22 protein-coding genes are annotated in these 20,472 nt (G+C 66.3%); 9 read left to right on the forward strand and 13 right to left on the reverse strand.

Annotated elements, in window-relative coordinates; all coding sequences use genetic code 11:
- Positions 1-9: 9 nt before the first annotated feature.
- Both AC1RT8_RS02015 and dusB read right to left on the reverse strand, forming a co-directional pair.
- Positions 10-1,074, reverse strand: coding sequence for a two-component system sensor histidine kinase NtrB (locus AC1RT8_RS02015; RefSeq protein WP_493073931.1), 1,065 nt, complete (start codon positions 1,072-1,074; stop codon positions 10-12).
- Between the two features lie 4 nt (positions 1,075-1,078).
- Complete coding sequence (dusB, locus tag AC1RT8_RS02020; protein WP_493073932.1) at positions 1,079-2,080, reverse strand: tRNA dihydrouridine synthase DusB; 1,002 nt, start codon at positions 2,078-2,080, stop codon at positions 1,079-1,081.
- 86 nt (positions 2,081-2,166) lie between these two features.
- On the opposite strand from dusB, the gene AC1RT8_RS02025 reads away from it, so the two are divergent.
- Both AC1RT8_RS02025 and AC1RT8_RS02030 read left to right on the forward strand, forming a co-directional pair.
- Positions 2,167-3,321 (forward strand): bifunctional 2-C-methyl-D-erythritol 4-phosphate cytidylyltransferase/2-C-methyl-D-erythritol 2,4-cyclodiphosphate synthase, encoded by a 1,155-nt coding sequence (locus tag AC1RT8_RS02025; protein ID WP_493073933.1) that lies wholly within the window; start codon positions 2,167-2,169, stop codon positions 3,319-3,321.
- 2 nt (positions 3,322-3,323) lie between these two features.
- The gene (locus AC1RT8_RS02030; RefSeq protein WP_493073934.1) at positions 3,324-3,839 is read left to right on the forward strand and encodes a CinA family protein; all 516 of its coding nucleotides are present in this window, start codon (positions 3,324-3,326) and stop codon (positions 3,837-3,839) included.
- On the opposite strand, the gene AC1RT8_RS02035 is transcribed toward AC1RT8_RS02030, so the two are convergent.
- Together AC1RT8_RS02035 and lipA are read right to left on the reverse strand one after the other, a co-directional pair.
- Positions 3,785-4,258, reverse strand: coding sequence for a type II toxin-antitoxin system RatA family toxin (locus tag AC1RT8_RS02035; RefSeq protein WP_493073935.1), 474 nt, complete (start codon positions 4,256-4,258; stop codon positions 3,785-3,787). The genes AC1RT8_RS02030 and AC1RT8_RS02035 overlap by 55 nt on opposite strands.
- A complete protein-coding gene (lipA, locus tag AC1RT8_RS02040) occupies positions 4,258-5,190 on the reverse strand; it encodes a lipoyl synthase (protein ID WP_493073936.1) in 933 nt (310 codons plus the stop codon). The genes AC1RT8_RS02035 and lipA overlap by 1 nt, the downstream gene beginning before the upstream one ends.
- A gap of 150 nt (positions 5,191-5,340) precedes the next feature.
- Between lipA and AC1RT8_RS02045 the strand changes: the two genes are divergently transcribed.
- Positions 5,341-5,970, forward strand: a complete 630-nt coding sequence (locus AC1RT8_RS02045; protein ID WP_493073937.1) for a carbonic anhydrase — start codon at positions 5,341-5,343, stop codon at positions 5,968-5,970.
- Positions 5,971-5,991: 21 nt separating this feature from the next.
- Here the strand turns inward: AC1RT8_RS02045 and AC1RT8_RS02050 are convergent, their stop codons facing one another.
- Positions 5,992-6,768, reverse strand: a complete 777-nt coding sequence (locus AC1RT8_RS02050) for a polyphosphate kinase 2 family protein (RefSeq protein ID WP_493073938.1) — start codon at positions 6,766-6,768, stop codon at positions 5,992-5,994.
- Positions 6,769-6,887: 119 nt separating this feature from the next.
- On the reverse strand, positions 6,888-8,708 hold the full coding sequence (aspS, locus tag AC1RT8_RS02055; protein ID WP_493073939.1) for an aspartate--tRNA ligase: 1,821 nt from the start codon (positions 8,706-8,708) through the stop codon (positions 6,888-6,890).
- A gap of 103 nt (positions 8,709-8,811) precedes the next feature.
- Here aspS and rnd point away from each other — a divergent pair, with 103 nt between their 5' ends.
- Positions 8,812-9,990, forward strand: a complete 1,179-nt coding sequence (gene rnd, locus AC1RT8_RS02060) for a ribonuclease D (RefSeq protein ID WP_493074657.1) — start codon at positions 8,812-8,814, stop codon at positions 9,988-9,990.
- Positions 9,987-10,274 (forward strand): I78 family peptidase inhibitor, encoded by a 288-nt coding sequence (locus AC1RT8_RS02065; protein ID WP_493073940.1) that lies wholly within the window; start codon positions 9,987-9,989, stop codon positions 10,272-10,274. The genes rnd and AC1RT8_RS02065 overlap by 4 nt, the downstream gene beginning before the upstream one ends.
- 16 nt (positions 10,275-10,290) lie before the next feature.
- Here AC1RT8_RS02065 and AC1RT8_RS02070 read toward each other — a convergent pair whose 3' ends face one another.
- Genes AC1RT8_RS02070 through AC1RT8_RS02085 form a run of 4 tightly spaced genes read right to left on the reverse strand, consistent with a single transcriptional unit; the run spans position 10,291 to position 15,864 of the window.
- Positions 10,291-11,745 (reverse strand): Ppx/GppA phosphatase family protein, encoded by a 1,455-nt coding sequence (locus AC1RT8_RS02070; RefSeq protein ID WP_493074659.1) that lies wholly within the window; start codon positions 11,743-11,745, stop codon positions 10,291-10,293.
- A gap of 47 nt (positions 11,746-11,792) precedes the next feature.
- The gene (locus tag AC1RT8_RS02075) at positions 11,793-13,970 is read right to left on the reverse strand and encodes an RNA degradosome polyphosphate kinase (protein WP_493073941.1); all 2,178 of its coding nucleotides are present in this window, start codon (positions 13,968-13,970) and stop codon (positions 11,793-11,795) included.
- Positions 13,967-14,602 carry an HdaA/DnaA family protein gene (locus tag AC1RT8_RS02080; RefSeq protein WP_372854287.1) on the reverse strand — a complete coding sequence of 212 codons (636 nt, stop codon included), beginning with the start codon at positions 14,600-14,602 and terminating at the stop codon, positions 13,967-13,969. Before AC1RT8_RS02080 ends, AC1RT8_RS02075 begins: the two co-directional genes overlap by 4 nt.
- Positions 14,602-15,864, reverse strand: coding sequence for a heavy-metal-associated domain-containing protein (locus tag AC1RT8_RS02085; RefSeq protein ID WP_493073942.1), 1,263 nt, complete (start codon positions 15,862-15,864; stop codon positions 14,602-14,604). The genes AC1RT8_RS02080 and AC1RT8_RS02085 overlap by 1 nt, the downstream gene beginning before the upstream one ends.
- Positions 15,865-16,196: 332 nt before the next feature.
- Between AC1RT8_RS02085 and purM the strand changes: the two genes are divergently transcribed.
- The 4 genes from purM to AC1RT8_RS02105 all read left to right on the forward strand — a co-directional run bounded on the left by purM (position 16,197) and on the right by AC1RT8_RS02105 (position 18,963).
- Entirely contained in the window at positions 16,197-17,291 is a 1,095-nt protein-coding gene (gene purM / locus AC1RT8_RS02090) for a phosphoribosylformylglycinamidine cyclo-ligase (RefSeq protein WP_493073943.1), read from the forward strand.
- 84 nt (positions 17,292-17,375) lie between these two features.
- Positions 17,376-17,897, forward strand: a complete 522-nt coding sequence (gene purN / locus AC1RT8_RS02095) for a phosphoribosylglycinamide formyltransferase (RefSeq protein ID WP_493073944.1) — start codon at positions 17,376-17,378, stop codon at positions 17,895-17,897.
- The gene (locus AC1RT8_RS02100) at positions 17,894-18,271 is read left to right on the forward strand and encodes an MmcQ/YjbR family DNA-binding protein (RefSeq protein WP_493073945.1); all 378 of its coding nucleotides are present in this window, start codon (positions 17,894-17,896) and stop codon (positions 18,269-18,271) included. Before purN ends, AC1RT8_RS02100 begins: the two co-directional genes overlap by 4 nt.
- Entirely contained in the window at positions 18,268-18,963 is a 696-nt protein-coding gene (locus AC1RT8_RS02105; protein ID WP_493073946.1) for a hypothetical protein, read from the forward strand. The genes AC1RT8_RS02100 and AC1RT8_RS02105 overlap by 4 nt, the downstream gene beginning before the upstream one ends.
- 9 nt (positions 18,964-18,972) lie before the next feature.
- Here AC1RT8_RS02105 and AC1RT8_RS02110 read toward each other — a convergent pair whose 3' ends face one another.
- From AC1RT8_RS02110 to AC1RT8_RS02120, 3 genes are all read right to left on the reverse strand, one after another.
- A complete protein-coding gene (locus tag AC1RT8_RS02110; RefSeq protein ID WP_493073947.1) occupies positions 18,973-19,479 on the reverse strand; it encodes a GNAT family N-acetyltransferase in 507 nt (168 codons plus the stop codon).
- 13 nt (positions 19,480-19,492) lie between these two features.
- Positions 19,493-19,915 (reverse strand): nucleoside-diphosphate kinase, encoded by a 423-nt coding sequence (gene ndk / locus AC1RT8_RS02115; protein WP_493073948.1) that lies wholly within the window; start codon positions 19,913-19,915, stop codon positions 19,493-19,495.
- Positions 19,916-20,017: 102 nt separating this feature from the next.
- The gene (locus AC1RT8_RS02120) at positions 20,018-20,458 is read right to left on the reverse strand and encodes a DNA polymerase III subunit chi (RefSeq protein WP_493074660.1); all 441 of its coding nucleotides are present in this window, start codon (positions 20,456-20,458) and stop codon (positions 20,018-20,020) included.
- Positions 20,459-20,472: the final 14 nt, after the last annotated feature.

A 20,472-nucleotide genomic window follows, 5' to 3' on the forward strand; every position in this document is an offset into this window, starting at 1 on the left:
GAGCGCTCTTCATGCTGATCCTCGGGGCAACAGGATGCGGAACACCGATTGGGGCGGCGATCCTTCCCGGGCATATTGCACGATCCCGCCCATGTCGCGCACCAGCTTGTCGACGAGCGCGAGGCCGAGTCCCTGCCCCTCAGGCTTTCCCGAGACGAACGGATCGAACAGATGATCGGCAATGTCTTCGGGCGCGCCGGGACCGTTGTCGATCACGCAGATCTCGATCGGCAGCGGCTGGCGTGGCCGGCCTGGCGCCGGGCTGACCGCCATGCCGTGGCGATAGGCGGTGGCGAGCGTGATGCGCGCATCGGCCTGTTCGACCATCGCCTCGGTCGCGTTCTTGATCAGGTTGAGCACGACCTGAAGGATAGCGTCCCGATCGGTCATCACCGGGGGCAGCGAGGGATCGAAGCGCTCATCGATCGTCACGTGCCGGGCGAACCCCGCCAGCGCCACGCGCCGGGCATGATCGAGCAGCGGATAGATATTCTCGGGGTTCAGGCTGAGCGGACGGGTGTCGGTGAAGTCCTGCATCCGATCGATCAGCGCGGCGATTCGGTCGACCTCGGTGGTGATGAGGGTGGTCAGTTCCTCGGTGCCGTCGCCGTCACCGGCGATGAGTTGCGCCGCACCGCGGATACCCGAGAGCGGGTTCTTGATCTCATGCGCGAGCATCGCGGCCGCGCCGATCGCGGCGCGGGCGGCGGACGCGCGGTCGACCGACTGGCCCATCCGGCGCGAGGTGGCGCCATGATGCAGGGTGATCGACCGCCAGCCGGCATGATCGGGCACCCGCGCCTCGATATAGTCGACCATGATCCGGCCGCTCCGGGCGATCTCGATCTCGGCATCGAAGGCCGAAAAGCCCTGATTGTCGCGCCGGCTCGGCTCGCCGGGGGGCGTCAGCACGCTGTCGAGCGGCTGGCCACGCATCGCGCGCTCGGACAGGTTGAGCAATGTCTCGCATTCGGCATTGGCAAAAGCGATCCGCCCCTCCGGATCGACCACCATGACGGCGACCGGCAGAGCGGCGAAGAGAGCGGCGAAGCTTGGCCCCGCCTTTTCCGTCATGGCGTCACGCCGCCGCGCGGCTGCGCCACGGCGCGTAGAATTCGGCGAGCATCGCCTGGACGGTCTTGGGATCGGGAATCTGATTCACGCGGTTGCGAAACTCGGCCGAGCCGTGCAGGCCTTTGGTGTACCAGCCGATATGCTTGCGGGCCATGTTGACGCCGACTTCATTGCCATAATGAGAGAGCATTGCTTCATAATGCTCTGTGATCAGGTCATATTGCTGTTCGATGCTCGGATCGGCGATGCGCCGGCCGGTGGCGAACCACTCCATCACCTGGGCGAGCAGCCAGGGGCGACCATAGGCGCCGCGGCCAATCATCACGCCGTCGGCGCCGGATTGCTCGAGTGCCGTCTCGGCATCCTCGATCGAGCAGATGTCGCCATTGGCGATGACCGGGATCGACACAGCGTTTTTCACCCGGCGGATGAAGGCCCAGTCGGCGGTGTCGCGGTACATCTGGTTGCGGGTGCGGCCATGGACGGTGACCATCTTCGCCCCGAGATCCTGGGCGATCTTCGCAAGGTCGGGCGCGTTGAGGCTGGAATGATCCCAGCCCATGCGCATTTTGACCGTCACCGGCACGCTGACCGCGTCGACCGTCGCACGGATGATCGCCCCGGCATTGTCGAGATCACGCATCAACGCCGACCCGGCATCGCCGCTGGTCACCTTGCGCACCGGGCAGCCCATGTTGATGTCGATGATCGCGGCGCCGCGATCCTCGCTCAGCTTGGCGGCCTCCCCCATTTCGTGCGGCGTGCAGCCGACCAGCTGCATCGACACGGGCTCCTCGACCGGATCCCAGGCCGCCTTTTGCAGGGACTGGCGCGTCTCGCGGATCGCAGCCTGACTGGCGACCATCTCGGTCACGTTGAGCCCCGAGCCGAAGCGCCGCACGACCGTGCGGAACGGCATGTCGGTGACGCCCGTCATCGGCGCGAGAATCACGGGGCGCTCGATCCGGACGGGTCCGATCTGGATGGGGGCGAGTGTCTGGGTCATGTGCCTGAAAAACGGGCAGCCTATAGGCGAGGATGGGCTTGGCGGCAAGGCTGGCGGTCGCCGGCCGGTTCGGCTAGGCGGGCGCGATGACGCGAGGGGGCACCGCAGCGCTGATCGTCGCCGCCGGACAGGGCGTGCGAACCGGGGGAACCGCGCCCAAGCAGTTCGCCCTGCTCGCCGGCAAGCCGATGATCGCGCATAGTTATACGGCTTTGGCCGCGCATCCCGATATCGCGCGGGTGATCATCGTGATCGGACCAAGCCAGGAGGAGGCGTTGGCGGCCGCCTTGGGCGATGTCGCCCATGTCACCGGCGGCGCGACTCGACGAGCGTCGGTGCGGGCAGGACTGGAAGCGCTCGCCGGCGACAGGCCAGACCGCGTGCTGATCCATGACGCGGCCCGTCCCTTCCTGAACAATGCTGTGATCGACCGGCTGCTCGCCGCGCTCGACACGCAGGAGGGCGCCATCCCCACCCTGCCCGTCGCCGATACGCTGGCCCGCGGCGCAGGAACTTTGGGCGAGATCGTGCCGCGCGAGGGCGTGTACCGCGTACAGACGCCGCAGGCATTTCGTTTCGATGCAATATTCGCCGCGCACAAGGCGTGGCAGGGCGAGGAACCGACTGACGATGCCCAGATGCTTCGCGCATCGGGCGGCAGCGTCGCACTCGTCGAGGGGGACATGATGCTGGAGAAGATCACCTATCCGGCCGACTTCGCCGCTGCCGAGGCGCGCCATGCCGCCGGCATGCGCGTGCGCAGCGCGACCGGGTTCGACGTGCACCGCTTGGTCGAGGGCGAGGAATTATGGCTCGGCGGCGTGCTGATCCCCCACGACAAGGGGCTTTCCGGGCATAGCGACGCCGATGTCGCGCTCCATGCCATCACCGACGCATTGCTCGGCACCATCGCCGATGGGGATATCGGCATGCATTTCCCGCCGAGCGAGCCGAAATGGCGCGGGGCGGATTCAGCACAGTTCCTCGAACATGCCGCCTCTCTGGTCGCGGCGCAGGGCGGGATCATCGACTTCATCGACCTGACGTTGATCTGCGAGGCGCCCAAGGTCGGGCCGCACCGCGAGGCGATGCGCACCCGGATCGCGGCACTGTTGCGGCTCAAGCCGAATCAGGTCAGCGTGAAGGCGACGACGACGGAACGGCTCGGTTTCGCCGGTCGCGGCGAGGGCATCGCCGCGCAGGCGATCGCCACCATCCGGATTGCAGGGGATTGGGCATGAGCATGGATACCATTCTCCCCGCCGAACTGGTTGCTGCCGCGCAACGGGTGGTCGACGTGAACAAGGCTATCGGGCGCCATATCTCGGTCGCGGAAAGCTGCACCGGCGGGCTGGTCTCCGCCGCGCTGACCGAAATCCCGGGATCGTCCGAGATTTTCGAAAGCGGCTTCGTCACTTATTCGAACGATGCCAAGATCAGCATGTTGAAGGTAAGTTCCGACGTGATCGAAACCTTCGGTGCGGTCTCGATCGCAACGGCGTGGAGCATGGCGCAGGGCGCGCTGGAAAAGAGTGGTGCTGATGTCGCGGTGGCGATCACCGGCGTGGCTGGCCCCGGCGGCGGTACGGATAAGAAGCCGGTCGGCACCGTGGTGTTCGCCCGGGCGGAAAAGGGCGGCGACCCTGGGCATGTCGTGGCCGATCGCAAGGATTTCGGCGATCTCGGGCGCGGCGGGATCCGGCTTCAGGCAGCCCTATGTGCGCTCGAATTGCTGCTGCCGGTGTCCGAAGCACCGTAGAGCTTCGATGCGCGTTCCTCGAACGCGCCGATCATCTTGCGCAACGCGGCGCCGAACACCTGCCCCGCCAGCATCTCGAACACGCGGTTCTTGAAGGCGAAATCGACGCTGAAATCGATCTGGCAACCGGCACCGTCGGGTCGGAAAACCCAGTCGTTGCGCAGATATTTGAGCGGACCGTCGAGATAATCGACATGGATATGCTCGGGCCGCCGCTTCTCGACCTTTGAGGTGAAGGTCTCGCGCAGGCCCTTGAAGCCGACGATCAGGTCCGCGACCATCTCGATCTCGCTGTTCGACCGGATGCGGACGGCGGTGACCCAGGGGAGGAACTGGGCATAGCTGCCGACATCGGCGACGAGATCGAACATCTGTTCGCGCGAATAGGGAAGCCGGCGGGTTTCCGAGTGGCGCGGCATCAGCCCCTCGCCAGCTTCGCCTCGCGCGCGGCCCGCATCTTCGCGAAATCGTCGCCAGCGTGATAGCTCGACCGGGTCAGCGGCGAGGCGGCGACCAGCAGGAACCCCTTGGCGCGGGCGATGGCCGCATAGGCATCGAACGCCTGGGGCGTGACGAAATCCAGCACCTTGGTGTGGCGCGGTGTCGGCTGGAGATATTGGCCCATGGTCAGGAAATCGATGTCGGCCGAGCGCATGTCGTCCATCACCTGATGGACCTCGAGCCGCTCCTCGCCAAGGCCGACCATCACGCCGGACTTGGTGAAGATCGACGGATCGTGACGCTTGACCGATTCGAGCAGGCGAAGCGACGCATAATAGCGGGCGCCGGGGCGGATCGTCGGGTAGAGCCGCGGCACGGTTTCAAGATTGTGGTTGTAGACATCGGGGCGCGCCTCGACGATCGACTCGACCGCTGCCTGGGCCTTGTTGCGAAAATCGGGGGTCAAGATTTCGATCGTGGTCTTCGGCGTGGTGCGGCGGAGCGCCTGGATCACCTTCACGAACTGCGACGCGCCGCCATCGGGCAGGTCGTCGCGATCGACCGAGGTGATGACGATATGTTCGAGGCCAAGCTCGGCGGCGGCATCGGCGGTGTGCTGCGGCTCGAGCGCGTCGACCGCGCGGGGCATGCCGGTCTTCACGTTACAGAAGGCGCAGGCACGGGTGCAGGTATCGCCCAGGATCATCACCGTCGCGTGCTTCTTGGTCCAGCACTCGCCGATATTCGGGCAGGCCGCTTCCTCGCACACGGTATTGAGGTTGAGACGGCGCATCATCGCCTTGGTCTCGGCGAAGCCGGTGCTGGTCGGGGCCTTCACCCTGATCCAGTCGGGCTTGCGCTGGCGGGGGGCTGGGCCGGGGATGGGGTTGAGCGGCGTCATCTCGTTCATGAGCGCCAGATAGCGACCCGCGCCCTCCCCCACAACCGTCGCAACCGAGCTTGTCGAAGCCCGGCATGATCTTCTAACGCGGGCGCGGGAACGTCCAGGCCCGCTTTGCCGGGATTTGCGCGCGGCGGCCCGGAGGCGATCGGAGGTTCAGTGAGCGGTTTTTGGGATTTGCTCGACGGGTATCGGCGCTTCCGCGCCAATGACTGGGCGCGCCAGCGCAGCCGTTGGGCGGAATTGGGCTCGGGTCAGAATCCACGTGTCATGGTAATCGCCTGTTCAGATAGCCGAGTCGATCCGGCCCAGATCTTCGATACGTCGCCAGGGGAGATCTTCGTCGTTCGCAATATCGCCAATCTGGTCCCCCCGTTCGAACTCGACGGCAGCCGCCACGGCGTTTCAGCCGCGCTGGAGTTTGCGGTAACCCAGTTGGAGGTCTCCGACATCGTCGTGATGGGCCATGGATCGTGCGGGGGCGTCGAGGCGGCGCTGTCACGGCGTTTCGTGGGCCGCGCGCCCGGCGACGGCGGGTTCATCGCGCACTGGGTCGACATGCTCGACGAGGCGCGGGACCGGATCGTGGCGGAATATGGCGTAGGCCCCACCGCCGTGCGCGAAATGGAGCATGAGACGGTCAGGGTGAGCCTGCGCAATCTGCGGACCTTCCCGTGTATTCCGGAGCGCGAAAAGGCCGGATCGCTCAGGCTGCACGGCGCCTATTTCGCGATCGCCGACGGGAAACTGCACCTGATGGACGAACTCGGCCATTTCGGGGCGGCGTGAACGCGCCGTCGGTGGTTCTGCCTATTTGATCCCCAGCGCCTTGCGCGCGAGCTTCTCCACCTCGGGGTCGAGCGGCGGGGCATCCATCGGTACCGCGGCCTCAAGCCGGTCGGCGATGACGGTCAATGCGGCGATGCGGGCCGCCTTTTTATGGTTGCCGTCGATCGCGTGCCAGGGTGCCCAGCGCGTATCGGTGCGACGGAACATCTCGGCCATCGCATCGAGATACTCACTGCGCTTGTCGCGGTTGCGATAGTCCTCCGCGCCGGTTTTCCAGCGCTTCCAGGGATGTGCGAGCCGGGCCTTGAGCCGCTCGTCCTGTTCCTCCTGGGTCACATGGACGAACAGCTTGACGATGGTCGTGCCCGAATCGCCCTGCTGCGCCTCGAACTCGTTGATCTCGTCATAGCCGCGGCGCCATTCCGCTTCCTTGGCGAAACCCTCGACGCGCTCGACCAGGACGCGACCGTACCAGCTGCGATCGAACACCGCGATGTTGCCATTGGCGGGCAGCTTCTTCCAGAAGCGCCAGAGGAAATGATGGCCGAGCTCGTCCTCGGTCGGCGCCTTGATCGGCCAGACCTGGAAGTTGCGCGGATCCCATTCGGTGGTGAGGCGCTGGATGATGCCCCCCTTCCCCGCCGCATCCCAGCCTTCGAGCAGGACCAGCGCGCGGCGCTTGTGGACGATATGCGCGACCTGGATATGGGCGAGCCGCTCCTGCAGCTTGGCCAGGTCGTCGTCATAATCGCCACCGTATTTGGCGCCGGATTCATAGTCCGAGAGATTGATCGTCATAACCTGCCAATTCCGTCATGCCGGACTTGTTCCGGCATCCAACGCGCTGCACCAACTGCGAGCGCGATTCATGCGGCACGGTGGCCCCCGGAACAAGTCCGGGGTGACGGGAAAGCTGGTTACTCGGGGCGCACCGCCTCGACCGTTGGCTTGGCCGTCGCGACCTCGACCGTGCGGATGTTGAGTTCGCGCAGCTGCTTCGCGGTGGCGAAGTTGGGCGCGCCCATCATCAGGTCCTCGGCCTTCTGGGTCATCGGGAAGACGATGACTTCGCGGATATTCGGCTCGTCGGCGAGCAGCATCACGATGCGGTCGACGCCCGGCGCCGAGCCGCCATGCGGTGGGGCGCCGCATTTGAACGCGTTGATCATGCCGGCGAAATTGGTGTCGACATCGGCGCGGGTATAGCCGGCGATCTCGAACGCCTTGTACATGATCTCCGGCTTGTGGTTCCGGATCGCGCCCGACGACAGCTCCACGCCGTTGCAGACGATGTCGTATTGATAGGCGAGGATCTCGAGCGGATCCTTCGTCTCCAGTGCTTCCATCTCGCCCTGCGGCATCGAGAAGGGGTTGTGGCTGAAATCGACCTTCTTCGCGTCCTCGTCATATTCGAACATCGGGAAGTCGACGATCCAGCAGAATTCGAAGCGGTTCTGGTCGATCAGGCCGAGCTGGTCGGCGACTCGGGTGCGGGCGAGCCCGGCGAGCTTGGCCGCCTGGCCTTCCTTGCCGGCAGCGAAGAACACGCCGTCATCTGGGCCGAGGCCGAGCGCTTCGGCAATCTTCGCCATGCCCTCTTCGCCATGATTGTTGGCGATCGGCCCGCCGAACACGCCGCCTTTCCGCGTCGCATAGCCGAGACCGGCAAAGCCTTCGCCCTGCGCCCAGCTGTTCATGTCGTCGAAGAATTTGCGGCTCTTGTCGGCGGTGCCGGGTGCCGGGATGGCGCGGACGACGTCGCCGCCCTCGACGATCGCGGCGAAGCGGCCGAAGCCCGAACCCTTGAAATGGTCCGACACGTCCGAGATCAGGATCGGGTTGCGCAGATCGGGCTTGTCGCTGCCGTATTTCAGCATCGATTCGCGGTACGGGATGCGCTTGAACGGCAGTGCCGAGACAGTGCGGCCCTTGCCCTGCCAGTCGGCGAATTCCTCGAATACGCCGTGCAGCACGGGTTCGATCGCGGCGAACACGTCGTCCTGGGTGACGTAGCTCATCTCGAAATCGAGCTGGTAGAATTCGCCTGGGCTGCGATCGGCGCGGGCATCCTCGTCGCGGAAACACGGTGCGATCTGGAAATAGCGGTCGAAGCCGGCGACCATCAGCAGCTGCTTGAACATCTGCGGCGCCTGGGGGAGTGCGTAGAACTTGCCCGGATGGACACGCGACGGGACGAGATAGTCGCGCGCACCTTCCGGCGAGGACGCGGTCAGGATCGGCGTCTGGAATTCGGTGAAGCCCTGGCCGATCATGCGCTGGCGGAGCGACGTGATGACCTGGCTGCGCAGCATGATGTTGGCGTGGAGCCGTTCGCGGCGCAGATCGAGGAAGCGGTAGCGAAGGCGGATTTCCTCGGGATATTCATTCTCGCTGGCGACAGGCATCGGCAGGTCGTGGGCGACCGACTGGACGACGGCCGCGGCGGCGCGGACCTCGATCGCGCCGGTCGCGAGGTTGGGGTTCACCGCCTCGGCAGCACGCGCGACGACGGTGCCGGTGATGGTGACGACCGACTCGTTCTTCAGCGACTCGATCACGTCGAATACGGGGCCGCTGATGTCGGTGACGATCTGGGTGATGCCGTAATGATCGCGCAGGTCGACGAACACGAGATCGCCATGGTCGCGCTTCTTGTGGACCCAGCCGGAAACGCGGACTTCCTGCCCGACCTGTTCGGGGCGCAGCTCGGCGCAATGATGGGTGCGATAGGCGTGCATGATCTGTCTTTTCGAACGAGTGGATGCCGATGGGCGTGAGCCCGCGCGCTTCCCCGTCATACGCCGCTTTGTCAAGGCGGCGACACATGTCTATGGCGTTGCGATGCATATCCATCCGTTAATCACCGACAGCGCCGCCCTCGCCAATCTCTGCACCCGACTCGGCCAGGCGGACTTCGTCTGCGTCGACACCGAGTTCATGCGGGAGAACACCTTCTGGCCGGAACTCTGCCTCATACAGATCGCCGATGTGAACGAGGCGGCGGCGATCGACCCGATGGCGCCGGGACTCGACATGACCCCGTTGCTCGACCTGATGGTCAAGAACGAGGACGTGCTGAAGGTCTTCCATGCCGGCGGGCAGGATCTCGAGATCATCTATAATCTGACGGGCAAGACCCCTCACCCGCTGTTCGACACCCAGGTGGCGGCGATGGCGCTGGGGCAAGGCGAGCAAGTGGGCTATTCCAACCTGGTCGACGCCTATCTCGGCATCCAGGTCGACAAGGGGGCGCGCTTCACCGACTGGAGCCGGCGGCCGCTCGACGCGCGGCAGATCGAATATGCGATCGGCGACGTCACCCATCTCGCCAAGATCTTCCCCAAGATGCTCGAACGGCTGCGCAAGACCGGCCGCGGCGCGTGGCTCGACCAGGAGATGGAGCGGCTGGGCGATCCGAAAAACTATGCCAACGACCCCGACGAGGCGTGGAAGCGCGTGCGGATCGCGGGGCGCAAGCCAGATGTGCTCGGCCGGCTGAAGGCGCTGGCGCGGTGGCGCGAGCTGGAGGCGCGGGGCAAGGACCTGCCCCGCGGCCGAATCGTCAAGGACGAGACCCTGGCCGATCTCGCCGGCCATTCGCCACGCAAGCAGGCCGATCTCGCCAAGGTGCGCGGGCTTTCCGCGACCTGGGCGGGCAACGATATCGGCGCGCGGCTGATGGCAGCGCTGGAAGCCGCGGTGCCGATGAGCGCCGAGGAAATGCCGGCCCGCGACGATCGCAAGCCGGGGCTCGGCAAGGACGGCGCGCTGGTCGCCGACCTGCTCAAGCTGCTGCTCAAGATCCGCTCCAAGGAAATCGACGTTGCCGCGCGCCTGCTCGCGCGGAGCGAGGATCTGGAAGCGCTGGCCGCGGGCCAGCGCGAGGGGATCTCGATCCTGGAGGGCTGGCGATTCGATCAGTTCGGCCGGGATGCGCTCGATCTCGTCGAAGGGCGGCTTGCCTTTGCGGTGGTCAATGGCAAGCTGAAGATGACCCGGACGGAGGATGTCGAGGCATGAGAGTGCTCATTCTGCTCGCCGCGCTGACGGCCTGCGCACCGGTTCCGCCGGCAGAGACGCCAGCCGAGACACCTGCGCCGGGCAATTGCTCTGCCGGGGCCGCGAACGGCCTGATCGGCAAACCCTATTCGGCCGACGCTGTCGAAAAAGCACGACTCGCGACTGGATCAGGCACCGTGCGGGTGATCCGGCCAGGCATGGCGGTGACGATGGATTACCGCATCGACCGGCTGAACGTCGATCTCGACGAGAAGGACATCGTCACCCGCGTTCATTGCGGTTGATCGGGGCGGCTGACGATCAGGCGGTAACGATCGGCTTCCTGCCCAACGCGGTGCATAGCGCCGCATGGCGGCGTTCGACCGCCTCGCCATAGAGCGCGAGGTCGTCCGGGTTGACGTGGAGCGTCACGATCTCCCCATCGTCCGCCAGGCGCGAGCGGCGCAGCGGGCCAGCGAGACCACCGCTGAGTCGCTGGCCCAGCCGCATCGCCAGGCCCCAGGTGATCGCGCGCTTCAATTCGTCGACCGGCGCCAGCGATTGCAGCGGGGCCGGAATGTCGGTGCCGCCGCCAAGGCTGGTGAACAGCGCCTGGGCGACGATCGCGCGACCTCTGGCGTCGATCGCCACCCAATTGCCGTGCAGCGCGATCTCCACGCCGCGTTCGGCGCGGAATTCGGGATTGGCGCGCCAGCCCACATCGGCGAGCAGGCACGCCGTGAGCCGCAACCGTGCCTGGGCAGGCGTATCGCGGGTGAACAGGGGCGCGATCCAGTGATCGAGCAGGTCGCCATGCTCGGCAAAACGACCGTGACGCTGCCCCTCGTCGCGCGCGGCGACGATCAGAGGATCCTGCGCGCGAACCTGCTCGTCCAGCGCGCCATAGAGCAGGCCCTCGCGCAGGCCGAAGGCGGAGACGATCGTGGTGTCGGCCTGAAGATGCTTGAGCAGCACCGCAAGCAGCGCGGCGGCATCCCCCAGAGTGGTCGCGCGGCCCGAGGAGAGGCCGGGGATGGCGCGCAGCCAGCTTTTCGGCACATGGCTGATCGTCCGGCCCATGCGTGCGATCGCAGGCAGCGCCATGGAATATTGGTGGATCACCGGCAGCGGGTAGTTGTTGAGGTGCATGTCGAGCCGCGCAAGCGCCCGCCACGACCCGCCAACGAGGTAGAGCGGCAACCCCTCGCCCCGCCCGAGCCAGCCGGGGCCCTTCAGCGCCTTGTACACCTGGCGTTCGAGCGCGCCCTGTCCCTTGGTGCGGAAGGCGCCGATGCGGAGGACTCCGAGCGGGAAGGACGCGCGATCACGCACCTTGCCGCCCGAGATGCGGACCAGTTCAAGACTGCCGCCGCCGAGGTCGCCGACGATTCCGTCTGCGTCGGGAATGGCGGACAGCACGCCGTGTCCGGCGGCCGTCGCCTCCTGTTCGCCCGAGAGCAATTCGACGTCCAGCCCGAGCCCGTGCGCCGTGTCGAGCAGCACCTGCCCGTTGGACGCCTCACGCACTGCGGCGGTGGCAACGGTGCGCAACCGGGTAATCTCCATTTCGCGCGCGACGGCGGCGAAGCGCGCCAGCGCTTCGGCCGCGACGTCGAGCGCCGGCGCGCCGATCGCGCCAGTCTCGGCCAGGCCGCGGCCGAGGCCGGCCATCACCTTTTCGTTGAACAGGATCGCAGGCAGCCGTTCCGGCCCCTGATAGACGACGAGGCGAATCGAGTTGGACCCGATATCGATGATGCCGGTGCGCGGCTCCATGGCCGTGTCGGCCCTGGGCTTGCGGAAAAGAAGGGTGGCCACGCCCCCTAACGCCTCCGGCTCAACGAAAGTTTTGGGACGGCATCGCTGGCCGACAGAGCCGCACCACGGCCGGACAGCGACGGGTTGGTCATGAAGTAGCGGTGCAGGTTGAACGGCCGATCGCCGGGCTGCGCCCGCACATAGCTGCCATCGGCCTGAAGCTCCCAGCTTTGTTCATTGTCGATCAAATTGGCGACCATCACCTGGTCGAGGATCTGGTCGTGCACCGTCGGATTCTCGATCGGCAGCATATATTCGACGCGGCGATCGAAATTGCGCGGCATCCAGTCGGCCGAGGAGATGAAAATCTTCGCCCCGTCATTGGGCAAAGCCTTGCCGTTGCCGAATGCCCAAATCCGGCTGTGCTCGAGGAAGCGGCCGATCACGGATTTGACTCGGATATTCTCGGACAGGCCGGGCACGCCCGGCTTCAGGCAGCAGATGCCGCGGATGATCAGATCGATCCGTACGCCCGCTGCGCTTGCCTCGTAGAGCTTCTCGATCACCGCCGGGTCGACCACCGAGTTCATCTTGGCCCAGATCGCGCCAGGCTTGCCAGCCCTGGCGAAGTCGATCTCGGCATCGATCAGGCTCATCAGCCGCGGGCGAAGGTCGCGCGGCGACAGGCTGACCAGCGCCATGTCATGCGGTTCGACATAGCCGGTGACGTAGTTGAACATCTGCGCGGCATCGCGCCCGATACGAGGATCGGCCGTGAAGAAGCTGAGATCGGTATATATTTTTGCCGTAACCGGGTGATAATTGCCGGTGCCGAAGTGGCAATAGGTACGGAACTGCCCCGCCTCGCGCCGGACGACCATCGAAACCTTGGCGTGGGTCTTCCACTCCATGAAGCCATAGACGACCTGCACGCCAGCCCGTTCCAGCGCGGAGGCCCAGAGCAGGTTCTGCTCCTCGTCGAAACGTGCCTTGAGTTCGACCACCGCGGTGACCGACTTGCCCGCCTCGGCCGCGGCGATCAGCGCGTTGATGACGGCGGGTTGCTTGCCAGCGCGGTAGAGCGTCTGCTTGATCGCCACGACATCCGGGTCGCCCGCCGCCTGGCGCAGGAACGCCAGCACCACGTCGAACGTCTCGTACGGGTGGTGGATGACAATGTCCTTGGCGCGGATCGCGGCGAAACAATCGCCGTTGAACTCGCGGATCCGCTCCGGAAACCGCGGGCTGTAGGGCGGGAATTTCAGGTCCGGGCGATCCTCGTCGACGATCGATTCCAGATCGCCCACACCGAGAAAGGCGCCGCTTTCGGTCACGAACGCATCCGCGCCACCCAATTCGTCGCGCAAGGCCTTGGACAGGCCGTCAGGCATGCCGCTTTCCAGCTCGAGCCGGATCACCCGGCCGCGGCGGCGGCGCTTGATCGCATTGGCGAAGTAGCGGACCAGATCCTCCGCCTCTTCCTCGATCTCGATATCGCTGTCTCGCAGCACGCGGAACTCGGCCCCGCCCTCGACCCGGTAGCCGGGGAAGACCAGCGACGAGAAGCGCTTCACCAGCGATTCGACCGCGACATAACGCGCCATCTCGCCCGGCAGCCGGATGAACCGCGCCATCGGCGCCGGGAGCATGACCAGCTCGCGGATCGGCTCGTTATCCGACAGGCGGACGAGGTCGAACATCACCGCCAGGCCCTTGTTGGGCATGAACGGGAACGGATGCGCCGGATCGAGCGCCTGAGGTGTCAGGATCGGGAAGATCTGTTCGCGGAAATGGGTTTCGAGCCAGGCCATCTCCTCGGGCGTGACCGCAGCGTCGATGGTCTTGGAGCCGAGCACGACGATTCCGGTTTCGGCCAGTTCGTGGCGCAGATCGCGCCAGACCGAGCGCTGGCTCTCGACCAGCTCGTCGGCCTCCGCCACGATCGCGGCGAGCTGCTGGCGCGAGGACATGCCGTCGGCCGAGAGGCGATCCACGTCCTGGAGCTGCTGTCCCTTCAGCCCGGCGACGCGGACCATGAAGAACTCGTCGAGGTTGGAACCCGAGATGGACAGGAAGCGGACTCGCTCGAGCAGCGGGTGCGCGGGATTGCACGCCTCCTCAAGCACGCGGCGGTTGAACGCCAGCCAGGAAAGTTCCCGGTTGAAATAGCGTTCGCTGCCCTCGCCGGACGCAAACGGATCGTCGTCATCGTCCAGACGCACGATATGGGCGGGCCGTGTCATAGGTTCTCGATCGGTAATTCGGGTGCGCGGCCGGCGATCAGCCCCACTTCCGCCAATGTGGCGCGCGCGAGCGGAATCGACAAGCGTTTGTGGCGTTCGAGAACCGCCTGATCGAGCACATCGACGGTGCGCAGGAGGGCGACATGGCTCCGCTCGACCCGAAGAATCAGCCACTGGATCAGATCGGGGCGGGCATCCAGGCCGCGCCGGAGGAACTGCCGCTCGAACAGGGCCTGCATCAGCGTCTCATCCGGGGGACCGATTCGCGCGGTCGGGCTGGCGGTGAGGCGCGAGCGAAGGTCGGGCAGCTTGACCGTCCATTCGGGCGGCGGCACGTCGGCGACGATGACCAGCGGGTGCCGGGTTTCCTGCGCGCGGTTCCAGGCGTGGAAGATCGCCGTCTCGCTCTGGCGTTCGGCATCGTCGATGATCTCGCCGCCGCTCTTCGCCGCGAAGATGCGCGCGAGCAGGCTGCGCCCCGACTTGCGGGGGCCCGTGAGCACCACGGCCATCACCGGCCATGTGCTCCAGCGTTCGAGCTGCTGGACGGCGCGTGCGTTCGAATCGCTGACGAGGAATTCGTCGTCGCGCGGGTCCGGCGGCCAATCGAATGGCAGCGCGATCTGGCTCATCAGTTAGTCGCGTTTTCCGGTGGCGGGGACGGCGGCGGCGTGCTGCCCTGCGACGGCGCTCCCGCCCGGCGGATGCGCAGGGTCGTGCCGGTGCCCTGGACCGTCCAGCCCCGAGCTTCGAGCAATGGCCGGAGCGCCGCCGGATCCCCATCGAAGCTGACGCGCATCACCGAGACGCCGCCCAGCGCAAGGCTGGTAGTGAGCGCCGAGCGTACGCCCGGGATGCCCCGGAGCGCGGCCTCGGTCGCCGAGACGGAGGAGGCACCGGGCGTATCGACCTGGATGCTGATCGCGGTGCCGGTGGTGACCTGAACCGCGTCGGTGGTTTCGACCAGAGCCTCGCCCGGCGTTTCTTCCTCGACGACCGCGGTCGGCTCGGGCGGGCGATTGTACAGGCCGGGATCGGTGCGGAGCACGCCGCTACGCAGCGCCGCCTGATAGGCATCGTCGAGCCGCTTCACCCCGGCATCGAGCAGTACCGGCAGGGCATCGCCATTGCCGACGCGCAGGGTGAAGCGCGCGATAATGTGATTGTCGGGGCCGTGCCGCGCCTCGAACACACCGATGATCGGGCCGCCCGGCCATTGGCGGGACAGCCGCACCACGGGCGTGAGAATGTCGGACGCGCCATATTGATCGAGGATCGTGCGCCACCAGATGCGGCTGGGCCGGCCGGTCTGCCCCGCATTGAGCAGCAGCGAATCGGGCCCCGAACCGGCGGGCCGGACATAGTCGATCGCGCTGTTGCCGGTGCGATAGCGGTTCCACGCCTCCTGCCACTGAGTCTTCTGCTCGAACGCCTGCCCCGCCCCGCCCGACCATTCGATCGGGATGGTGAGCATCGGCGCCGAGCGCGTCGTCCGTCCGGCGACGCCGAGCAGCGCGCCGGCACGTGCGCGGCTGAACAGCACGCCCAGGCGGGCGACATAGCGGTTGGGGCCGATCTGCTCATTCTCGACGACGATGCCGGACACCATCGAATCGAGCGTGCCGTCGGAAACCAGGCCACCACCACCTCCGAGGCGCTGCGAGAGCATCTGCCAGCCCTTGCGCTGGGCAATGCGCCAGCCGCCGGTACGCGCCGCGTCCGCCGTCTTCGCGGTCACGTCGACATCGATGCCGCCGACCTCATAGCTGCCCGAGCCATCGCCCGGCGATACGCCGCGGCTGCCATCTTCATCATCCTGTGCCGCGACGATTCCGCCGGTGACGGCGATCATCAGGGCGATCGGGAGCAGGCGGACAAGGCGGCGGGCAATCATTGCGGGCCCTTTTGGCGAAGCAGGCGTGGAAATCCAAGCAGGATATGGCGAGGGTCCGCATTCAATATTCGCAACGGCCGCGACGGAGCGGATTTTGGCGTGAGGCCAGGAGCAAGGAGGGAGCGATGGATTTCCATCGTGACCGACGCGCGACGCCGCTTCACGCCAAAATCCGCCCGCCCCGAAGGGGTCGCCCGGAGAGGCGCGCCGGACTGCGTCGCGTGGCTTGGACGGGCTGCCCGGCCCGCCCTGCGCCACGCTCCTTGCCGGCGCCCCTCTCCGGGCGATCGCGACCATTGCGAATATTGAATGCGGACCCTAGTGCGCACGCAATGAGCGACACTGAACCCTATACATATGCCCAGGCGGGCGTCTCCATCGCGGCCGGCAACGCGCTGGTCCGGGCGATTGCGCCCCTCGCGAAGTCGACACGCAGGCCCGGCGCGGATGCCGATCTGGGCGGCTTTGGCGGCTTTTTCGATCTGAAGGCCGCAGGGTTCAAGGATCCGCTGCTGGTTGCGGCAAATGACGGGGTCGGCACCAAGCTGAAGCTCGCGATCGACCATAACAGCCATGACGGGGTCGGGATCGACCTGGTCGCGATGTGCGTCAACGACCTGATCGTGCAGGGCGCAGAACCACTGTTCTTCCTCGATTATTATGCGACCGCGAAGCTCGATGCGGCAGTGGCGGAGCGGGTCGTCGCCTCGATCGCCGAAGGCTGCAAGCAGGCCGGCTGCGCCCTGATCGGCGGCGAGACGGCCGAGATGCCGGGCATGTATGCCGAGGGCGATTACGATCTCGCGGGTTTCTGCGTCGGCGCGGTCGAGCGGGATCGGGTGCTGACCGGCGCGGCGATCGCGCCGGGCGACGTATTGCTCGGCCTGGCCTCGTCGGGCGTCCATTCGAACGGTTTCTCGCTGGTGCGCCGGCTTGCGGCCGACCGGGGCTGGAAGCTCGACCGCCCTGCCCTGTTCGACCAGGAGGTGATGCTGATCGACGCGCTGATGGCGCCGACACGGATCTATGTGAAGTCGCTGCTGCCGTTGCTCGCCCAGAAACGGATCAAGGGGCTGGCGCATATCACCGGCGGCGGGCTGCTGGAGAATGTCCCGCGCGTACTGCCCGAGGGCGTGCATGCGCGAATCGATGCCGATACGTGGCCGCAGCCGCGGCTGATGGCGTTCCTGCAGGGCCAGGGCGCGATCGAGCCGGAGGAGATGGCACGGACCTTCAATTGCGGGATCGGGATGGTCGCGGTGGTGGCTGCGGATGAGGTCGAGTGCGTGAAGCAGGGGCTGGAAGCCGCCGGCGAGACGGTGTTTGCGATCGGGGCGATCGAGGCCGGGACGCGTGGCTGCACGGTGTTCGGGAGTGATGAGGCCTGGAGTGCCAGGGCTGCCTGGTCGGCGACGCATGAGGCCTGATCGCTTTTTATTCCCCTCCCGCTTGCGGGAGGTGGAGTCGTGAGGCGCAAGGTCGGCATTCTGATTTCGGGCCGTGGTTCAAACATGATGTCGCTCGCCGAAGCCGCGCGTGATCCCGCCTGCCCGTACAAAATCGCCATCGTCGCTTCCGACAAGCCCGACGCGCCTGGCCTGGCCTGGGCACGCGACGCCGGCCTCCACACCTTCGCGCAATCGCCCAAGGGCATGCCCAAGGCCGAGTATGAAACCGCGATCGATACCGCACTCCGCGATGCCGGCGTCGAAGTGATCGCGCTCGCCGGCTATATGCGCCTGCTCTCCGACGATTTCGTCGCGCGCTGGCGGGGCCGGATCGTCAATATCCACCCCTCGCTGCTGCCCAAATACAAGGGTCTCGACACGCATCAGCGCGCCATCGACGCGGGCGATGCGCTCGCGGGGTGCTCGGTGCATATCGTTACCGAGGAGCTCGATGGCGGCGAGGTACTCGGCCAGGCCGAGGTGCCGATCCTTCCCGGCGACACCGTCGATACCCTCTCGGCGCGCGTGCTCGCCGAAGAGCATCGCCTTTACCCGAAGGTTCTGGCAGACTTCACGGTGCGATGAGTCCAGATCCAGAGCCAGTCCTCGCCAAGATCCGCGACATCTGCATGGCCATGCCCTGCGCCGCCGAGAAGATTTCGCATGGCGCGCCGACCTTCTTCATCGAAAAGGGCAAGGTCTTCGCCTATTTCTCGCACAACCATCATGGCGACGATCGCACCGCGGTGCAGGTCAAGACGAGCGGGCTGGAGGAGCAGGCGATGCTCGTCGAGATGGACCCAGACCTTTATTATGTGCCGCCCTATATCGGCCATGCCGGCTGGATCGGCCTGCGGCTCGACACCGGCGAAACCGACTGGGACCATGTCGGCGATCGGATCGCGATCAGCTGGGAACTGGTGGCGCCACGCAAATTGCTGGAGGCTGGCGGACGATGAGCGACGAAACCCCGGTTCAGCCCGTCCCTGAACCCGATCCCGTTCCACCTCCCCCGCCCGCGCCCGACCCCGTGATCCAGAGTGCCGCGCAGCAGGCGGTCGACAGGGCCGAGGCGGCGGCGACGCGGCGGCGTTGGGTGACCCTGGCGGAAGTGGTCGGCGTGGCCGGCCTGATCATCGCGGCGCTCAGCCTGTGGATGAGCTGGTCCGATCGCCGTGCCGACGAGCAGGAGAAGCAGGCCGAAAAGGCGAGCGAGAGCAAGGCACGCACCCTGGTGCTGCTGACGGCGACGCCGGAACATGGCGGCGCGCGGCTGGTGCTCAAGGACGAGGCGCATCCGATCCAGAGCATCGACGTCCGCTTCCCCGCCGCGCTTGGGGTGAGTGCGCAAACCAGCGTGCTGGAGCCGCATATCCAGGCTGACTGGTTCGCCGATGCGATCCTGAAAGCGACTGACGATGGCCCGGATGCCCGGGAGGGCCGCCTGCCGGTGCTGATCACCAGCAGCTATTGGGATGCCGACACGCAGCGCAGCGACAGCGCGATCTATGACGTGGTGTGGCAGACCGAGGGTCGCGTGCTGCGCGGGCGGGCGCTTCGGCTCAAGGGAGTGATATTGCGCGAGCGGACATCGCAGCCGGCGCGGCTTGAGGCGATCTGGGCTCGGGAGAAGCCGAAGCCGTCCGGTTAGCAGTCGGGATCAGATGTCCCGCGCGAAGACCACGTCATCGTGCAGGGTGCTGCCGACGAGGAACTGCCGCGCGCCGATCATCTGGAAGCCCTGGCGTTTGTAGAAGCTGTGAGCGCGCAGATTCTTGCCATAGACGCCGAGCAGGATGCGCTTGCGGCCGAGCCGGGCGGCATCCTCGACCGCGGCTTCCATCAGCGCCGGGCCAAGACCGGTGCCGTGCATCAGCGACAGGGTGTAGATGCGCTTGAGTTCGATGTCCGCGGGGCCGGGAGCGACCGGCAGGTCGGGGTCGGTCAGCACCGCATAGCCGACCGGGGCAAAGCCATTCTCGACTTCGGCGATGGTCACCGCGCCGAGCGGATCGTTCGCCCAGGCGACGAACTTTTCGGGATCGTTGCTCGTCGCGCAATGCGCGACGATGTCGTCGCCGCCGAGCAGACCGGCAAAGGTTTCGAGGAAAGTGGCGGAGGCGACAAGCGACAGGGCGGCGGCATCCGCTGCTCCAGCCTGTCGCACCCGCCAGCTCATCTCAGCCGACGATCTCTTCCGGCTTGAAGAAATAGGCGATCTCGATCGCCGCATTCTCGTCCGAGTCCGAACCATGGACCGAGTTCGCCTCGATCGATTCGGCCAGTTCCTTGCGGATCGTGCCGGCATCGGCGTTCGCCGGGTTGGTCGCGCCCATGACGTCGCGGTTGCGCTGAACGGCGTTCTCGCCCTCGAGCACCTGAACGACGACCGGGCCGGAGATCATGAACGACACCAGGTCGTTGAAGAAAGGGCGCTCACGATGAACGCCGTAAAAGCCCTCGGCCTGGTCCTTGGTCATCTGAATGCGCTTGGAGGCGACGACGCGGAGACCCGCGTCCTCCAGCATCTTCGTGACGGCGCCGGTGATGTTGCGGCGGGTGGCATCGGGCTTGATGATCGAGAAGGTACGGTTCGCGGCCATGACGGTCACGGGCTCCTGTATTTGAAAGGGCGGAAAAGTCGCGGCTCCCCTAGGCGGGAGCGGGCCGGGATGCAAGCATGCTGGGCCGGACGGCAGGCCCAATCAGGCGGCCTGTTCCCATTTGCCGGAGTCGCTCTGTTTCCAGTAACGGCGCTCGATCCCGTCGCGATCGGCGAGCGCCTTCCAGGCCAGCCGCGCCTCGGCGATCCGGTCGCCGTCGAAGAAGTGGAAGACGCGGTCGAAGCCAAGCGCTTCCTCGCGCCAGACACCGTCGGCCAATGCGATGTTGCGCGCGTCATTGGCGGCGACCGGCGCGCCCGCGATTAGAATCGGCTGGAGCGAATCGCCCTCCCCGCCGGCCTGGCCATGGGCGAGGAAGCTTTCCGGGGAATAGGTCCAGAGCAGCTTGTCGAGCGCGATCCGCTGGATTTCGCTCTCCGCGACGACAAGCAGGCGCCCGCCGCCCTCGACCACGCGCTCGGCGATGCGCGGCAGGACCCGATCGAGCGGCTGGACGGTCAGATGATAGAAGTCGACCTGCATTCCCGTTTCCGTCA

Source organism: Sphingomonas sp. GW821-FHT10F11 (genome assembly GCF_058809095.1).

What these genes read in the sequence shown, in the direction of transcription:
- AC1RT8_RS02015 (WP_493073931.1), bottom strand. Translation starts at nt 1,074, where the DNA reads ATGACGGAAAAGGCGGGGCCAAGCTTCGCCGCTCTCTTCGCCGCTCTG.
- dusB (WP_493073932.1), bottom strand. Translation starts at nt 2,080, where the DNA reads ATGACCCAGACACTCGCCCCCATCCAGATCGGACCCGTCCGGATCGAG.
- AC1RT8_RS02035 (WP_493073935.1), bottom strand. Translation starts at nt 4,258, where the DNA reads ATGCCGCGCCACTCGGAAACCCGCCGGCTTCCCTATTCGCGCGAACAG.
- AC1RT8_RS02030 (WP_493073934.1), top strand. Translation starts at nt 3,324, where the DNA reads ATGGATACCATTCTCCCCGCCGAACTGGTTGCTGCCGCGCAACGGGTG.
- purN (WP_493073944.1), top strand. Translation starts at nt 17,376, where the DNA reads ATGATGTCGCTCGCCGAAGCCGCGCGTGATCCCGCCTGCCCGTACAAA.
- AC1RT8_RS02070 (WP_493074659.1), bottom strand. Translation starts at nt 11,745, where the DNA reads ATGGAGCCGCGCACCGGCATCATCGATATCGGGTCCAACTCGATTCGC.
- AC1RT8_RS02025 (WP_493073933.1), top strand. Translation starts at nt 2,167, where the DNA reads ATGACGCGAGGGGGCACCGCAGCGCTGATCGTCGCCGCCGGACAGGGC.
- ndk (WP_493073948.1), bottom strand. Translation starts at nt 19,915, where the DNA reads ATGGCCGCGAACCGTACCTTCTCGATCATCAAGCCCGATGCCACCCGC.
- AC1RT8_RS02075 (WP_493073941.1), bottom strand. Translation starts at nt 13,970, where the DNA reads ATGACACGGCCCGCCCATATCGTGCGTCTGGACGATGACGACGATCCG.
- AC1RT8_RS02065 (WP_493073940.1), top strand. Translation starts at nt 9,987, where the DNA reads ATGAGAGTGCTCATTCTGCTCGCCGCGCTGACGGCCTGCGCACCGGTT.
- AC1RT8_RS02100 (WP_493073945.1), top strand. Translation starts at nt 17,894, where the DNA reads ATGAGTCCAGATCCAGAGCCAGTCCTCGCCAAGATCCGCGACATCTGC.
- AC1RT8_RS02120 (WP_493074660.1), bottom strand. Translation starts at nt 20,458, where the DNA reads ATGCAGGTCGACTTCTATCATCTGACCGTCCAGCCGCTCGATCGGGTC.
- AC1RT8_RS02085 (WP_493073942.1), bottom strand. Translation starts at nt 15,864, where the DNA reads ATGATTGCCCGCCGCCTTGTCCGCCTGCTCCCGATCGCCCTGATGATC.
- purM (WP_493073943.1), top strand. Translation starts at nt 16,197, where the DNA reads ATGAGCGACACTGAACCCTATACATATGCCCAGGCGGGCGTCTCCATC.
- AC1RT8_RS02105 (WP_493073946.1), top strand. Translation starts at nt 18,268, where the DNA reads ATGAGCGACGAAACCCCGGTTCAGCCCGTCCCTGAACCCGATCCCGTT.
- lipA (WP_493073936.1), bottom strand. Translation starts at nt 5,190, where the DNA reads ATGAACGAGATGACGCCGCTCAACCCCATCCCCGGCCCAGCCCCCCGC.
- AC1RT8_RS02080 (WP_372854287.1), bottom strand. Translation starts at nt 14,602, where the DNA reads ATGAGCCAGATCGCGCTGCCATTCGATTGGCCGCCGGACCCGCGCGAC.
- aspS (WP_493073939.1), bottom strand. Translation starts at nt 8,708, where the DNA reads ATGCACGCCTATCGCACCCATCATTGCGCCGAGCTGCGCCCCGAACAG.
- rnd (WP_493074657.1), top strand. Translation starts at nt 8,812, where the DNA reads ATGCATATCCATCCGTTAATCACCGACAGCGCCGCCCTCGCCAATCTC.
- AC1RT8_RS02050 (WP_493073938.1), bottom strand. Translation starts at nt 6,768, where the DNA reads ATGACGATCAATCTCTCGGACTATGAATCCGGCGCCAAATACGGTGGC.